The organism is Pseudomonas sp. MWU12-3103b (assembly GCF_023100615.1).
Taxonomy (GTDB): domain Bacteria; phylum Pseudomonadota; class Gammaproteobacteria; order Pseudomonadales; family Pseudomonadaceae; genus Aquipseudomonas; species Aquipseudomonas putida_A.
This window is the reverse complement of the sequence record NZ_JALMEY010000006.1, coordinates 239048-253979: the sequence shown is the minus strand read 5'-3', so window position 1 is coordinate 253979 and position 14932 is coordinate 239048. Positions and strand designations below refer to the sequence as shown.

The window sequence follows — 14932 nt, the reverse complement described above, 5'->3', positions numbered from 1 at the left end:
CGAAGAAAGAGTCATGAGCGAAGCCAACGCCCTCGTCACCGTGATCATCGCCTCGTACAACCACGGCCCGTACATCGAGGAGAGCATCCTCAGTGTCCTCAACCAGAGCTACAAGAACATCGAGCTGTTGGTGGTCGATGACGGTTCGAAGGACGACAGCGTCGAGCGCATCAGCGCGTTGCAGGCGCAGTACGGCTTCGATTTCCGTGTGCAGCAGAATCAGGGCCTGACCAATACCCTAAACGGCGCGATCGCCCGTTCGAAGGGCAGCCTGATTGTGCCGTTCGGCTCCGACGACATCATGTACCCCGAACGTATTGCCACCCAGGTGGCGTACATGGACGGCAAGCCTGAAGTCGGGATCTGTGCCGGCAATATCGAGCTGATGCACGCCGACGGCAGTCTTTACCCGGAGAAACGTCAGCGCCGCGACGTGCCGTTTCGCCGCCTCGATTTCGACGACATGTTTCTTGAACGCAAGCCGTATCCGCCAGCGCCGACGCTGATGATCCGTCGTGAGGCGCTTGAAAAGGTGGGAGGGTTCGATCCGACGATTCGTCTTGAAGACCTGTACATCGAGCTCAAGGTGACCCGTGCTGGCTACTTCATCGACGGTTTGAACGTGGTGATGGCGCGTTACCGCAAGCACGCCACCAACTCGTACAAGAATCATCGCTTCATGATCGAGAACATCCTGCGCACCTATGCGCTGTTCAGCGATCATCCGCTGTACGACGAAGTGCGCTTCAAGGCGCTTAACTCGATGTTCCTCAAGACCGCCAACCGTAATCGCAAACTGGCAAGGGAGCTGCTGGCGCAGATCCCGTTCAAGGCCTGGAACAAGAAGACCTGGCGCGGACTGGGGCGTTTACTCTTTTCCCCGCTGGAAAAGGACTGAGGCAGCGGTCGCTCGCGCTCAGCGGGCGACCTTCTCCGGCAAGCGCTTTTCGCCCTTCTGACGCTGGCGCAGCCAATGCACAACCTTCTTGCCGGCAGCCATGCCCGGCTGCTCGATATAGAGGAACGTCGCGCTGCTGATCAGAATCAGCAAGCACGTGCAGACGGCCACCAGGGGCAGGTACACCGCCGTTTCCCGCGCATCGATATTCAGCAGCAGCGGCAGCCGTTGCACCATCAGCCATAGAACGAACCCGTGCAGCAGATAGGTGCTGTAGCTGATTTCGCCGAGCCAGCGAATGCTGCGTGGTTTCAGCGCGCCGAACAGATTATTGCCGGACGCCACGATCACGAAAAACAACCCCAGCAAAAACAGCGGTGCAGTCTTGAACGCCCGACTGAACGCGGTGAACGCGATCAACAGCGCGAGCACGGCGATGATGCTCGCCAGACGCGACTGGCTCCACGCCACGAGCGCCGGCCGGCGAATCCAGTAGGCGGCGGCGATGCCACCGAGGAAGCTCGCCAGAAAGTGTTTCTTCAGCGAATGTTCCCAGCCGATGACCTGGTAAAGCGTGTAGATGCCGATCAGGCACAGCACCACCTGCAACCAGCTGCCGCGGTAGATGAACACCAGCCCGGCCAATGGCAGCGCCATGTAGAAAAACACCTCATAGGCCAGCGTCCAGGTGACGTTGGATATCAGCATGCCGGAGTGGCGGTACTGGTTGATGTCCGGGCGGTCGAACGTCAGCCAGGCGAGGATCTGTTTGAACAGCTCCAGGCCAGGCTCCTTCATTTGCCAGCCCTGCAAGTGGAAGATCGAGACGAACACCAGCAGCATCAGTGGCAGATAAAGCGGATACAGGCGAAATACCCGTGACACGCCGAACGCCAGCCAGTCATGGTTGCGTCCCTGCGCGAGCAGGCGGCTCCAGAACAGAAAACCGGTGATCATGAAGAACAGCGCGACGCTGCCCTGACCGAGCATCGAATAGAAGTTGCTCGGCGGAAAGTCGATCACCCCGGTGCGCAAGAAGATCCAGGTAATGACCGAGTGGTGCACGAACACACCAAACGCCAGATAGCCACGCAGGCCGTCGATGCTGGCATATCGACTTTCGCCGGAATGCTGCAGGTGCCGAGCGATTTTCGGCACCGCACGCAACAGCAGGGCGGAAGTGACGATGGCCAGCAGATAGGCTGCCAGCGCGATAAGCGGATTGGTTTCGATCATCAATGAACCCGGACCGGGGTGTTGCCGGCCAGCACTTGCCTGTGCAGATTTTCAACCGCGGATTTGGACGCCGTCACGGCGTACCCCTGGAGCAACGCATCGAGGTGATCCTCGAACAGCCAGCGTTTGTCGACAGTGTAACGTTGCATATGACGCAAATTGCGTTGCCGCAGGGAAAGACTGAGCGGAGTAGGGTAGATACGCAGGTCGGCCAGATCGATCAAGCCGAATTCGCCATCTTCCAGCACCAGTACGTTGCCCAGGTGCAGCGAGCGGAAATAAACGCCTTTCTCGTGCAGTTGCGCCATGAATTTGCCAAAGCGCTCCACCAGCGCCTGGCGCACCGCAGGAGCGGTAATGCTCTGCAGCACCTGACGCAGCGTGTGCCCCGGCAACGGCGCGTAATGCACAGCGCTGCTGCCATCGTCGAGACGGTACAGATTCAATATTTGCGGGGTCGGGATGCCCATCTTACGCAGTTGTTCGCTGTTGACTGCGAAACGTTCGGAGTAGGGATTGAAACTGCCGGAGGTGTACCAGCGGCGACGGCGGAACAGCTTGAGGAAACTGCCGTCGGTCAGGCGCAGGACTTTCGGGCCGAGGCCATCTTCTTCAATGATCTGGGCCGTGCTGCTCATGTGCTCCAGGTCAGCGGTCGCAAGCTTTTGCACCGGCTGGGTCAACAGGCGCCGCGCGCGTTGATTGATGCTCAGCGCCGCGATCAGTGCCAGCGGGATCCACAACAGGAACCAGTGTTCCTTGGGCCGGGAAATGATCCCGCCGCCTTCGGTCAGCCCGGCGCCGATACCGAATACCAGCCAGGTCGAGGCAATGATCAGCAGTGGCTGCACACGCTGGCGCCAACTGCTCAGCAGGCCCCACAGCAGGAAGAACAGCCAGGGCAGCAAGCCGATGATGCCGACGTAATACAGCACACCCAGGATAAAGCTGTGCGGCTCCTGAAAGCTGATGCCGTTACCGGGGTCTACGGCAAGGCTGGCGCTGTAGCCATGACCGATCCATGGATGATCGGCAATCATGTGCAGTACCTTCTGCCAGATTTCCAGACGATAGGAGTCGCCACGTTCGGTGATCATCTGCGAAAACTGCGTAATGACTGCTACGCCGCTCAGGACCAGCGCGATCAGTAACCCCACCGAGCGCTTGTTCCAGCAGATGAAACACAGCCACAGCGCCGCCATGGTCAGTGCCACCAACGGCGTCCGGGAACCGGTGCCGATCACCGCCATGAACATGATTGCCATCGCCGGCAAGCTGAGCCACATCATCTGGCGACGTTTGCAGGTCATGGTCACGCTCAGCCAGTAGGCACTGAAGAAGCCGAACAGGTGCGAGCTGAGCAACGGGTTATCGAAGGCACCACCGCCGATCAGGCGCATGCCCGGCTCATAAACCCGGGCGAACATGAACAGGAAAATGGTCGTGGCAATCAGCGCGACCAACGCGGCGCCGAACAGCAAGGGTTGCAGGATGTCGCTGCGGTAGCGCACCAGCAGGTAGCAGCCGGCAAACAGCAGCAAGGTATGCAGTGGCGGCTTGAACATTCCGCCGAGCGGCTCCCCGCCCGGCCCCCAGGCGAGGCTGAGCAACGCCCAGGCGGCGAACAGCAGGGTCGCGATGAAAATCGGCTCGCGCAGCAGCTCCTTGAGTTCGCGCGGGCGCAGGCACAGCGCGATCAGTGTCGGAATGCTGAACAGGCCATAGAACAACTTGTGATGCAGACTTCGACCCGGCAAGAAGAACAGCGCGCACAGGAGCAGGAAAAAACCGGTGGGAAGAATCCACAGGCTAATGAAATCGAAAATCCGATTGGACGTACTGCTGAAGCCGCGAAGTTGCATGCTGTGAGATTCATTCCTGAGGTTGATCGACCATTCGAGTGATGGCTATTTGATGCAGAAGAGGTGCATAACAATAACAGCCTTTCGCCGATTGCCAGAACCCTGAAGAAGCTGTGCTAAAGTCAGCGTCCTTTTTATCGACTTTCGCGTGATATGACCGATTCCAGTCCCGCCGCAAGCCCATCGAGCTTGAAAATCTACTTCCGCCTGCTCGGCTATGTCCGGCCGTACATCAGTCTGTTCCTGATCAGCATCGTCGGCTTTCTGATTTTCGCCTCGACGCAACCGATGCTTGGCTACATCCTCAAGTACTTTGTCGATGGCCTGTCCAACCCTGAAGCGGTGCTGTTTCCTTCCGTGCCCTACCTGCGTGACCTGCAGCTGCTGCAGGCCGTGCCGCTGTTGATCATCCTGATCGCCGCGTGGCAGGGGCTGGGCTCCTATCTGGGCAACTATTTCCTGGCCAAGGTTTCCCTCGGGCTGGTGCATGACTTGCGTGTGCAGTTGTTCAACAACCTGTTGGTGCTGCCTAACCGCTATTTCGACAAGCATAACTCCGGTCATCTGATTTCGCGTATCACCTTCAACGTGACGATGGTCACGGGGGCGGCAACAGATGCGATCAAGGTCGTAATCCGTGAAGGCATGACGGTGATCTTCCTGTTTGCCTCGCTGTTGTTCATGAACTGGAAGCTGACCCTGGTGATGGTGGCGATCCTGCCGCTGATCGCCGTAATGGTGCGCACCGCCAGCAAGAAATTCCGCAAGCAGAGCAAGAAGATCCAGCTGGCGATGGGCGATGTCACGCATGTGGCCTCGGAAACCATCCAGGGTTATCGCGTGGTTCGCAGCTTCGGCGGCGAGGCCTATGAAGAAAAGCGCTTCCTCGATGCCAGCCAGGGCAACACCGACAAGCAACTGCGCATGACCCGTACCGGCGCGATCTACACGCCGATGCTGCAACTGGTGATCTACACCGCCATGGCCGTGCTGATGTTCCTGGTGCTGTACCTGCGCGGTGACGCCTCGGCCGGTGACATGGTCGCCTACATCACGCTGGCGGGCCTGCTGCCCAAGCCGATCCGTCAATTGTCCGAAGTCAGCTCGACCATTCAGAAAGGCGTGGCCGGTGCCGAGAGCATTTTCGAGCAACTGGATGTCGAGCCGGAAGTCGACACCGGCACCGTCGAGCGCGATGCGGTGAGCGGTCGTCTGGACGTGCGCAACCTCAGCTTCACCTACCCTGGCACCGAACGCCAGGTGCTGGACGACATCAGTTTCTCGGTCCAGCCAGGGCAGATGGTCGCACTGGTCGGGCGTTCGGGCAGCGGCAAGTCGACGCTGGCCAACCTGATTCCGCGTTTCTATCACCACGACAAGGGCGAAATCCTCATCGACGATGTGGAAGTCGAACAGTACAAACTGCTCAACCTGCGTCGTCACATCGCTCAGGTGACTCAGCACGTCACTCTGTTCAGCGACACCGTGGCCAACAACATCGCTTATGGCGATCTGGCCGGTGCGCCGCGTGAAGACATTGAAAAAGCCGCGCGTGATGCCTACGCGATGGACTTCATTTCGCAGTTGCCGCAAGGCCTGGACACCCAGGTCGGCGAGAACGGCGTCTTGCTTTCCGGTGGACAGCGCCAGCGTCTGGCGATTGCCCGTGCGTTGCTGAAGAATGCCCCGCTGCTGATTCTCGACGAGGCCACCTCGGCACTCGACACCGAGTCCGAACGGCACATTCAGGCGGCACTGGATCAGGTGATGAAGGGGCGTACCACGCTGGTGATCGCTCACCGTCTGTCGACCATCGAGAAGGCCGACCTGATTCTGGTCATGGATCAGGGGCGCATCGTCGAGCGCGGCACCCACGACCAGTTGCTGGCGCAAAATGGTTACTACGCGCGCCTCAACGCCATGGGCCTCGATGCCCCGGCCGAAGATATCGCCTGACTCCAGGCCCTGCCCTGTGGGAGCGAGCCTGCTCGCTCCCACAGTCGTTTGTATCCAGACCTTTACCCTTCTTGACCAAACCGGAATAAAACCTGGCACCGCGCTTGTTAAGGTTCCTCAACGAACTCTGACTTCCATCGAGGGGGCCATCCCCGTCGCGCGGGTGCTTTCATGCTGCAACGCTATCTCTGGAAACTGCTGCCCAAGCCACAGCGGGCTTTTCTGCTCGGGCGCCTGTCGGTGGTCGATCGGCAGGTGGTGAACAAGTCGATGTCGGCCAACCTGACGTTTCCTCAGGCCTTCCAGCAGCGCTCCTGCCTGTTTATCCATGTTCCGAAATGCGCCGGCAGCAGCGTTTGCACGGCGCTGTTCGACGGCTGGCGACCCGGGCACTTGCCGCTGTATTGGTATGAAGAGCAGTTTCCCGAGCAGTTCGCCAACGCCTTCAAGTTCGCTTTTGTTCGCGACCCGCTGGAACGTGCCTATTCGGCCTACGCCTTTTTGCGTGGCAACGAGTTGAGCGCGCGTGACCATATGGCGCAACGGCTGGTGCGGCAGTACCGGGATTTCGACGATTTTGTCGCGCGCTGGCTGCATCCGGAAACGATTGCCCGGCAATTGCACTTTGCCGCGCAGACCGACTTTCTGACGGACTCGCTGGGGCATCTGGCGCTGGACTTCATCGGTTATCAGGAACACCTGACGCGGGATTTTCGTCTGGTTTGCGAACAGTTGGGGCTGACTGGCGAGTTGCCTCACGTCAACGGCTCGCGGGAACGGCAATCGATGCCGGCGCGCGAGTTCTGTTCGGTGCGCACCCAGCGTCTGGTACGTCGGGTTTATCAGCGTGATTACGAGTTGCTCGGGTATGAATGAGTCCCTGTCACTGCCGCTACAGAAGCTCGCCATTCGGCCTTACGGTCTGGCGCTCTCGCACCTGGCCCGGGCAGCGCTCAAGGCACAACACCCACGCTGCCTGTGGTTGACCGGACTTTCCGGCGCCGGCAAGTCAACCCTGGCCAATGCCCTCGAACTGCACCTGCATGCGTCGGGTCTGCACACCTTTTTGCTCGATGGCGACAATGTGCGCAATGGCCTGTGCCGCGACCTGGGCATGAGCGATCTCTGCCGCCGGGAAAACATCCGGCGTATGGCCGAGGTGGCGCGGTTGATGGTCGACGCCGGGCTGATTGTGATCGTTGCGGCCATTTCGCCGTTCCGCGCCGAACGCGACGCCGCGCGCAGGCTGTTTGCGCAGGATGAGTTCATTGAAGTGCACGTCAGCACTTCGCTGGAAGTCTGCGCCCGTCGCGATCCGAAAGGTTTGTATCAGGCCGTACGGGAAGGTCGGATCAAGCACTTTACGGGCGTGGACAGTCCTTACGAAGCGCCATTGGCAGCCGAGTGGCAAATCGACACCGAGGCGCTGGAATTGTCCGAAGCCTGTGGACAACTGGCGGCACTGGTGCTCAAAAAATGAGCAAAGTAACGGACTGTTTCATCCTGTTGCAGGCTGCACGCAAGCCTGCGCCAACCCTGTGTTAATATCGCGCCCCTGTTCATTTTGTATGTGGGTTGCTCCATGAAGTTGTCCATGCCGCGATTCGATCAAGCCCCAGTCTTGGTGGTCGGCGATGTCATGCTCGACCGTTACTGGCATGGTGGAACCTCACGGATTTCCCCTGAGGCACCGGTACCGGTCGTAAAAGTCGAGCAAATCGAAGACCGCCCGGGCGGTGCTGCCAACGTTGCCTTGAACATTGCCGCGCTGGGCGCGCCGGCGTCACTGGTCGGTGTGACCGGCGACGACGAAGCCGCCGACAGCTTGAGCAACAGTCTCAAGGGCGCGGGCGTGCGCGCGCTGTTCCAGCGCATCGCGCACCAGCCGACCATCGTCAAACTGCGGGTCATGAGCCGGCACCAGCAGTTGCTGCGTATCGACTTTGAAGAACCGTTTGCCACCGATGCGCTGGCCCTGGCCTCGCAGGTCGATGATCTGCTCGAAGGCATCAAGGTGCTGGTGCTGTCGGACTACGGCAAAGGCGCGCTGAAGAATCATCAGGCCTTGATTCAGGCGGCCCGGGCCAAAGGCATTCCGGTGCTGGCCGATCCCAAGGGCAAGGATTTTTCGATCTACCGTGGTGCGAGCCTGATCACGCCGAACCTCAGTGAGTTCGAGGCCATCGTTGGCGGTTGCGCCGATGAGCACGAACTGGTGAGCAAGGGCGCGACCCTGATGCACGATCTCGAGCTCGGCGCGCTGCTGGTCACCCGTGGTGAACACGGCATGACCCTGCTGCGTCCGGAGCATCCGGCGCTGCACTTGCCGGCCCGTGCCCGCGAAGTGTTCGACGTGACCGGTGCCGGCGACACGGTGATTTCCACCCTGGCGGCGGCGATCGCTGCCGGTGAAGAACTGCCGCACGCGGTGGCGCTGGCCAATCTGGCGGCGGGCATCGTGGTCGGCAAACTCGGTACTGCGGCGATCAGCGCCCCGGAACTGCGCCGCGCGATTCAGCGTGAAGAAGGTTCGGAGCGTGGGGTGCTAGGTCTGGAACAGCTGGTGCTGGCAGTGGCCGATGCCCGTGCGCATAACGAGCGCATCGTCTTCACCAACGGCTGCTTCGACATTCTGCATGCCGGGCACGTGACCTACCTCGAGCAGGCGCGCGCCCAGGGCGACCGTCTGATCGTGGCGATCAACGATGACGCCTCCGTCAGCCGCCTGAAGGGGCCGGGACGTCCGATCAACAGTGTCGACCGACGCATGGCGGTACTCGCCGGCCTCGGTGCGGTGGACTGGGTGATCAGCTTCCCCGAAGGCACCCCGGAAAACCTGCTGCGCGAGGTCAAGCCGGATGTGCTGGTCAAGGGCGGTGATTACGGTATCGACCAGGTTGTTGGTGCCGATATCGTCAAGGCTTACGGCGGCACGGTGAAAGTGCTGGGTCTGGTGGAAAACAGCTCGACCACGGCGATCGTGGAAAAAATCCGCGGTAACTGATTCAAGCTAAAAAGATCGCCGCCTGCGACAGCTCCTACATTGGAATGCGTTTCCCTGTAGGAGCTGCCGCAGGCGGCGATCTTTTGCGTTTCAGGAACTGACTTTCTTGCGCGGTACGATCTTCTTCAGCAATTGCCTGGCCTTGCCGCGCAACCGCGCCAGTCCCGTGGGTTTCTCCGGCGGGGTCAGGCCTTGTTGGCGTAACCAGTCCTTCCAGCGAATCCGCTCGTCACGCACCAGCCAGCCATCCTGTCTGGCAAAACTTTCGGCCAGATACAGACCGCGCGTGCCCGCCGGAGACAGCTGACCTTTCTTCAAGGTATACAGCTCGGCCAGCGGTTCGCCGTCCTGCAACGGCATCAGGTACAAATCCGGGCGCTTGCGGTCCAGTCGCGCCACCAGTTGATCACCTTCCAGGCGTTCATCGACGTGAAACAGACTCAGGGATTTGGCTTCCTTTGGCACGTCCAGGCGCAAGTCATAGATAAGTTGCAGCGATGCTGTCGGCAGATGCACGTAGGCCCGCGGTCGTTCGAGCAATTGCAGATTGGCGCAGCGCACCGGTCGCGCCGAACCGGACTGCGGCGTCAGGCGAAACGGCAGGGCCTCGCGATAATGCAGGGCGGAGGCGTAGGGTGCGGGTAGCCAGGTGTCGTTGAAGCGCCCGCCGAGCCAGCCTTCCGGGGTTTCCAGCAGGCACTCTTCGGCAATTTCCTGAATCGCCGTGTGCAGCGGGATGTTCAGTTCTTGAGCAGGCACGTAACCGGAAATCAGCTTGAGCACCACATCGCCGCGATCCTGCCGACGCTGGCGCACCAGCACCCAGTAATCGCGATTCTGCCAGTGCAGGGTCAGGCGCACAGAGACCCCGAGGTTGGCCAGTTCCACCGCAAAGCGCTCGGCATCCGCCACGCTCACCGGTTTGCGCCGCTGCAGGGTCTGGGCGAAATTCAGCGGCATGCCGACGCTCTGATACGTCAGGCCTTCGGGCGTGGCCTCGACGAACAGCGGCAGCGTCTTGAAGTTGCTCGGGTTCTTTCTGATGAGCGTGCGCGGCATGTCGGCTCCTGCTTAAGGCCGCGGGGCGGCGTCAGTGACCACGGAGGACCTGGGCAACGGTCGCAACGTTATGGGCGAGGTGCAGCGGATTGATCGTCCCGACAATAGCACTGGCCACGCCGGGCTGCTGGAACAACAACTCGAAGCTGGCGCGCACCGGATCCACGCCCGGACTCAGACATACATGGCCGCTGGCCAGGGCTTTTTTCACCAGAATGGCTTTGCCGTGGGCAGCAGCATAGTCAATGACTGCCTTCTCGTTCTGTTCGTTCAGATTGTAGGTGACCATCGCGCAGTCCCCTTGCTCCAACGCCTTGAGTCCGCCCTCGACCGTTTTGCCGGAGAAGCCGAAACCGCGAATCTTGCCCTCGGCCTTGAGTGCGGCGAGGGTGGCGTAGACCTCTTCGTGTTCGAGGATGGCCAGATCGTTGCCGTCGGAGTGCACCAGCACCAGGTCGATAAAATCGGTTTCAAGACGTTGCAGGCTGCGCTCCACCGACATCCGCGTATGCGCCGCACTGAAGTCATGGCGCGACAGGCCGTCGGCAAACTCTTCACCGACCTTGCTGACGATTACCCAGTCCTGCCGCTGGCCGCGCAACAGCGGGCCGAGGCGTTCTTCGCTGCGACCATAGGCCGGGGCGGTGTCGATCAGGTTGATGCCCAGCCCTTTGGCCTGATTGAGCAGCATGCGTGCCGCGTCATCGTCGGGGATCTGGAAACCGTTGGGGTATTTCACCCCTTGGTCGCGGCCGAGTTTGACCGTGCCCAGGCCCAGCGGTGAAACCATCAGGCCGGTGCTGCCCAAGGGGCGATGCAGTTCGTGCAGGGTCGCTACGCTCATGGCAGCAGTTGCTCCCAGGCTGGAACGCCCATCGGTGGTTTTGGCAACGCCGGCAAAGGTTCGGCGGCTTGTGGCTGAATGCCGTCGCGCTCCAGCGAGGCGATGACCCGGTCGGCGAAGTCCGGCGCCAGTGCGAGTTTGGTCGGCCAGCCCACCAGCAGGCGACCCTCCTCGGCGAGGAAGGCGTTGTCCGGACGGGTCAGGCCGGTTTGCAGGGGCTCGGCGCGATCGACACGCAAGGTCGCCCATTGCGTGGTGCTGAGGTCAATCCACGGCAACAGCTGTGCGATCTCCTTTTGCGCCGTGGCGATCTGTTCGGCAGGTTCGCGCGCCACGCCTTCGCTTTCGGCGATGTCACCGCCCATGTACCAGACCCACTGACCGTCAGCGGCCGGGTGCGTGGTCACGGTGATGCGCGGTTTAGTGCCGCCGCCCAGGCAATGGGCGTACAACGGTTTAAGGCCCGGGCCTTTGGCGATGATCATGTGCAGCGGCCGGCGTTGCATCTGCGGATGAGTCAGGCCCAGGTCTTCCAGCAATCGGGCAGTGCCGGCGCCGGCACTGAGGACGATGCGCTGAGCACGGATCTCGCGACCGTCGACTTTCAGGCCGACCAGCACACCGGCTTCCAGCAGCGGCTCGATGGTTTGCCCGGCGAGCAGGCCGTCACCGGCCAGATCGGCCAGGCGCTGGATCAAGCTCGGCACGTCGACCACCAGTTCGGCGAGGCGATAGACCTTGCCCTTGAAGCGCTTGTCTTGCAGGGCCGGCGGCAGTTGATCGCCCTTGACCTGATCGACCCGGCCACGCACGGCTTTGCTGGCGAAGAAACTGGTGAGGTTGCCGGCGAGGGTGCCGGGCGACCACAGGTAATGCGCTTCGGACAACAGGCGCACGCCGGACAGGTCCAGCTCGCCGTTGCCGGCCAGCGCTTCACGCCAGCGGCGCGGCATGTCGGCGATGGCTTCCGAGGCGCCGGTCAGCGCACCGTGCAGCGCATACTTGGCGCCGCCGTGGATGATGCCCTGGGACTTCACGCTCTGCCCGCCGCCGAGACTGGCGCTTTCCACCAGCACGGTCGAAAAACCCTGACGGCGCAGACGCGCGTTCAGCCAGAGGCCGGCGACACCAGCGCCGACAATCAGAACGTCGGTGGAAATAACGGATGGCATGCAACGACCTCAGTGTTCAAGACGAGGGCGCAGTATACAGACTCGGGAAAGAGCGGGATTTGTCGATGATCAACAGGGCAGATGCAAAACCAAATGTGGGAGCGGGCTTGCTCGCGAATGCGCTGTGTCAGTTAACAGAAATGTTGTTGCCACACCGCCTTCGCGAGCAAGCCCGCTTCCACAGGGGATTTGCGTTACTGCAAATCAGTGCCCGGCAGTCTTGGAGAACAGCTGGATGACCACCACGCCGAGCACGATCAGCGCCATTCCGAGCATCGCCGGCACGTCCAGCTTCTGCCCATAAATGAACAGCGCTGCGACGCTGACCATGACGATGCCCATGCCCGCCCACACGGCGTAGGCGACTCCCACCGGCACAGTGCGCACCACCAGCGTCAGCATCCAGAAAGCAATCCCGTAGCCGACGATCACCAGAATCAGCGGCAGCGGGGTGCTCAGGCCTTTGACCGCTTTCATCGAAACGGTGGCGATCACTTCGGCGCAGATGGCGATGGCCAGAAAGGCGTAGGCGTTCATGTGTAAATCCTCATGTAAAACGTTGCTTGCTGAGGCGGCATTCTAGTCGCTCTCCAGATGGGGTAAAGTCATTACCTATCTGTTTTGAAGATGGGTTGCAGCATGAATACCCTGTGGAATCTGGAACAACTGCGCGCCTTCGTCAGCGTCGCCGAACAGCGCTCGTTTTCTGCCGTGGCGCGCCAGCAACGCAAGGCACAGTCGGCGATCAGCAGTGCGATTGCCATGCTGGAAGATGATTTGGGAGTCAGCCTGTTCGAGCGTAGCAGTGGTCGCTCACCCAGGCTCACCGAAGCGGGCGAAGCACTGCTCGAAGAAGCCCGGGAAGTGCTGCGCCAATGCGAGCGCCTCAATGGTCGGGCGATGGCGATGATGCGCGGCCAGGAAGCGCAGTTGCGCGTGGCGCAGGATGAAGCGATGCCGTATCAGGCACTGGTGGAAAGCTTCGATGCGCTGGCCGAGCAATTTCCCAGCCTCGAAGTGCAACTGACCAGCGCCGCCCAGGGTGAAGTCGCACGCAAACTGGTCGAGCGTCGCGCTGATCTGGGCCTGCTGTTCTATCACGACGAAATTCCCGAAGCGCTGGAGCGTCGGGTATTGGGCCGGGTGGAAATGGTCACCGTCTGCGGGATCAATCATCCGCTGGCGACGCAGTCCTACGTCACCTGCCAGCAACTGGCGCAGCATCGGCAACTGCTGATGTCGACGCAGACCAGCGTCTACCCCGGCAACGAACCGGCTAGCCCGCAAGTCTGGCGCGCTGACAGTTTCTACGTGATGGCCGAATGGTTGGTGCGGGATCTGGGCTGGGCCTGGCTACCCCGGCATGTGGTGCAGTATTCGGCTTATCAGGGCCTGATGGTCGAACTGGACAGCGAATGGACCCCGCCGGCGTTGGTGGTGGAGCTGGTCTGGCGCCGGGATGAACCCCTCGGCCCGGCTGCGCGCTGGCTGGCTGAACGTTTTGCCGTGCACTTGCGGGCGATTGGCGACAAAAGTCGATAAACTCCGCCGCCATGAATAGAACTCTCTACACCGCGCTGTTTTACCTGGGGCTGCCATTGGTGGCGATTCGGCTGTGGCTGCGCTCGCGCAAGGCCCCGGCGTATGCCAAACGGATTGGCGAGCGCTTCTCCTACGGGATGCCACCACTGCAACCCGGCGGGATCTGGGTGCACGCGGTGTCGGTGGGCGAAAGCATTGCCGCCGCGCCGATGATTCGCGCCTTGCTGCAGCGTTATCCACAGCTGCCGATCACCGTGACCTGCATGACGCCGACCGGATCGGAACGGATTCAGGCGTTGTTCGCCGGCGAACCGCGCATCCAGCATTGTTATCTGCCCTACGACTTGCCGTGCGCAGCGGCGCGTTTTCTTGATCACGCCAAACCGAAACTGGCGGTGATCATGGAAACCGAACTGTGGCCCAACCACATCCATCAGTGCGCCAAGCGCGGGATTCCGGTGGCGCTGGCCAACGGCCGGTTGTCCGAACGATCGGCCCGGGGTTATGGCCGTTTCACTAAGCTGACCGCGCCGATGCTCGCTGAAATGAGTTTTTTCGCGGTGCAGACCGAGGCTGAAGCCCAGCGCTTCCGCGATCTCGGCGCGCGTCCGCAGGCGGTCGAGGTCACTGGCTCGATCAAGTTCGACCTGACCATCGACCCGCAACTGCTGCAGCGCGCCCATGAGTTGCGCGGCCAATGGCAGGCGCTCGAGCGCCCGGTGTGGATCGCTGCGAGTACCCACGAAGGCGAAGACGAAGTGGTGCTCGACGCCCATCGCCGGCTGTTGGCGAACTACCCGAACGCATTGCTGATCCTGGTGCCGCGCCATCCCGAGCGCTTCAACTCGGTGTTCGAATTGTGCCAGCGTGAAGGCTTTGCCACGGTGCGCCGTTCCACCGGTGCCAACGTCGAAGCGGACACTTCAGTGCTGCTCGGCGACACCATGGGCGAGCTGCTGTTTCTCTATGCGTTGGCTGACAGTGCTTTCGTCGGCGGCAGCCTGGTGCCCAACGGCGGGCATAACCTGCTGGAGCCGGCAGCACTGGCAAAACCGGTGCTCAGCGGCCCGCATCTATTCAACTTCCTCGACATCGCCGCGCAATTGCGTGAAGCCGGCGCGCTGGCCGAAGTGGATGATGCCGAAGGGCTGGCGGTGGAAGTGCAGCGCTTGTTCGAATTGCCGCGCGATGCCCAGCGCATGGCCGAGGCGGGGCTGGCGGTGATGCGGCGTAATCAGGGGGCGCTGCAGCGGTTGCTGGATGGCTTGGGCCGGTTGATCAAATAGTCGCCCGGAACATTTATTGTGGTGAGGGGATTTATCCCCGATCGGCTGCGCAGCAGTCGTTAACCCTGCTTGC

13 protein-coding genes are annotated in these 14932 nt (G+C 61.2%); 7 read left to right on the top strand and 6 right to left on the bottom strand.

The window, feature by feature from the left end; translation table 11 throughout:
* The first annotated feature begins 13 nt into the window (after positions 1–13).
* A complete protein-coding gene (locus M0808_RS12685) occupies positions 14–898 on the top strand; it encodes a glycosyltransferase (RefSeq protein WP_027611376.1) in 885 nt (294 codons plus the stop codon).
* Between the two features lie 18 nt (positions 899–916).
* Here the strand turns inward: M0808_RS12685 and M0808_RS12680 are convergent, their stop codons facing one another.
* Together M0808_RS12680 and M0808_RS12675 are read right to left on the bottom strand one after the other, a co-directional pair.
* Positions 917–2134, bottom strand: a complete 1218-nt coding sequence (locus M0808_RS12680) for an acyltransferase (RefSeq protein WP_134785284.1) — start codon at positions 2132–2134, stop codon at positions 917–919.
* Complete coding sequence (locus M0808_RS12675; protein WP_247841301.1) at positions 2134–3996, bottom strand: bifunctional O-antigen ligase/aminoglycoside phosphotransferase family protein; 1863 nt, start codon at positions 3994–3996, stop codon at positions 2134–2136. Before M0808_RS12675 ends, M0808_RS12680 begins: the two co-directional genes overlap by 1 nt.
* A 153-nt stretch (positions 3997–4149) precedes the next feature.
* Here M0808_RS12675 and msbA point away from each other — a divergent pair, with 153 nt between their 5' ends.
* The 4 genes from msbA (at position 4150) to hldE (ending at position 8956) form a co-directional block, all read left to right on the top strand.
* The gene (msbA, locus tag M0808_RS12670; protein WP_027611379.1) at positions 4150–5952 is read left to right on the top strand and encodes a lipid A export permease/ATP-binding protein MsbA; all 1803 of its coding nucleotides are present in this window, start codon (positions 4150–4152) and stop codon (positions 5950–5952) included.
* A gap of 171 nt (positions 5953–6123) precedes the next feature.
* Positions 6124–6828 carry a sulfotransferase family 2 domain-containing protein gene (locus M0808_RS12665; RefSeq protein ID WP_247841299.1) on the top strand — a complete coding sequence of 235 codons (705 nt, stop codon included), beginning with the start codon at positions 6124–6126 and terminating at the stop codon, positions 6826–6828.
* Complete coding sequence (cysC, locus tag M0808_RS12660) at positions 6821–7432, top strand: adenylyl-sulfate kinase (protein ID WP_247841297.1); 612 nt, start codon at positions 6821–6823, stop codon at positions 7430–7432. The genes M0808_RS12665 and cysC overlap by 8 nt, the downstream gene beginning before the upstream one ends.
* Before the next feature lie 102 nt (positions 7433–7534).
* Positions 7535–8956 carry a bifunctional D-glycero-beta-D-manno-heptose-7-phosphate kinase/D-glycero-beta-D-manno-heptose 1-phosphate adenylyltransferase HldE gene (hldE, locus tag M0808_RS12655; RefSeq protein WP_003221042.1) on the top strand — a complete coding sequence of 474 codons (1422 nt, stop codon included), beginning with the start codon at positions 7535–7537 and terminating at the stop codon, positions 8954–8956.
* A 90-nt stretch (positions 8957–9046) separates the two neighbouring features.
* On the opposite strand, the gene M0808_RS12650 is transcribed toward hldE, so the two are convergent.
* From M0808_RS12650 to M0808_RS12635, 4 genes are all read right to left on the bottom strand, one after another.
* Positions 9047–10015: a hypothetical protein gene (locus M0808_RS12650; RefSeq protein ID WP_027611383.1), complete on the bottom strand. Its 969-nt coding sequence runs from the start codon at positions 10013–10015 to the stop codon at positions 9047–9049.
* 31 nt (positions 10016–10046) lie between these two features.
* Entirely contained in the window at positions 10047–10859 is an 813-nt protein-coding gene (locus tag M0808_RS12645; RefSeq protein WP_247841295.1) for an aldo/keto reductase, read from the bottom strand.
* Positions 10856–12031 (bottom strand): FAD-dependent oxidoreductase, encoded by a 1176-nt coding sequence (locus M0808_RS12640; RefSeq protein ID WP_027611385.1) that lies wholly within the window; start codon positions 12029–12031, stop codon positions 10856–10858. Before M0808_RS12640 ends, M0808_RS12645 begins: the two co-directional genes overlap by 4 nt.
* Positions 12032–12235: 204 nt before the next feature.
* The gene (locus M0808_RS12635) at positions 12236–12568 is read right to left on the bottom strand and encodes a multidrug efflux SMR transporter (protein WP_003221050.1); all 333 of its coding nucleotides are present in this window, start codon (positions 12566–12568) and stop codon (positions 12236–12238) included.
* Between the two features lie 102 nt (positions 12569–12670).
* Between M0808_RS12635 and M0808_RS12630 the strand changes: the two genes are divergently transcribed.
* Together M0808_RS12630 and waaA are read left to right on the top strand one after the other, a co-directional pair.
* Complete coding sequence (locus M0808_RS12630; protein ID WP_096794744.1) at positions 12671–13573, top strand: LysR family transcriptional regulator; 903 nt, start codon at positions 12671–12673, stop codon at positions 13571–13573.
* Between the two features lie 11 nt (positions 13574–13584).
* On the top strand, positions 13585–14859 hold the full coding sequence (waaA, locus tag M0808_RS12625; RefSeq protein WP_247841293.1) for a lipid IV(A) 3-deoxy-D-manno-octulosonic acid transferase: 1275 nt from the start codon (positions 13585–13587) through the stop codon (positions 14857–14859).
* Positions 14860–14932 lie beyond the last annotated feature (73 nt).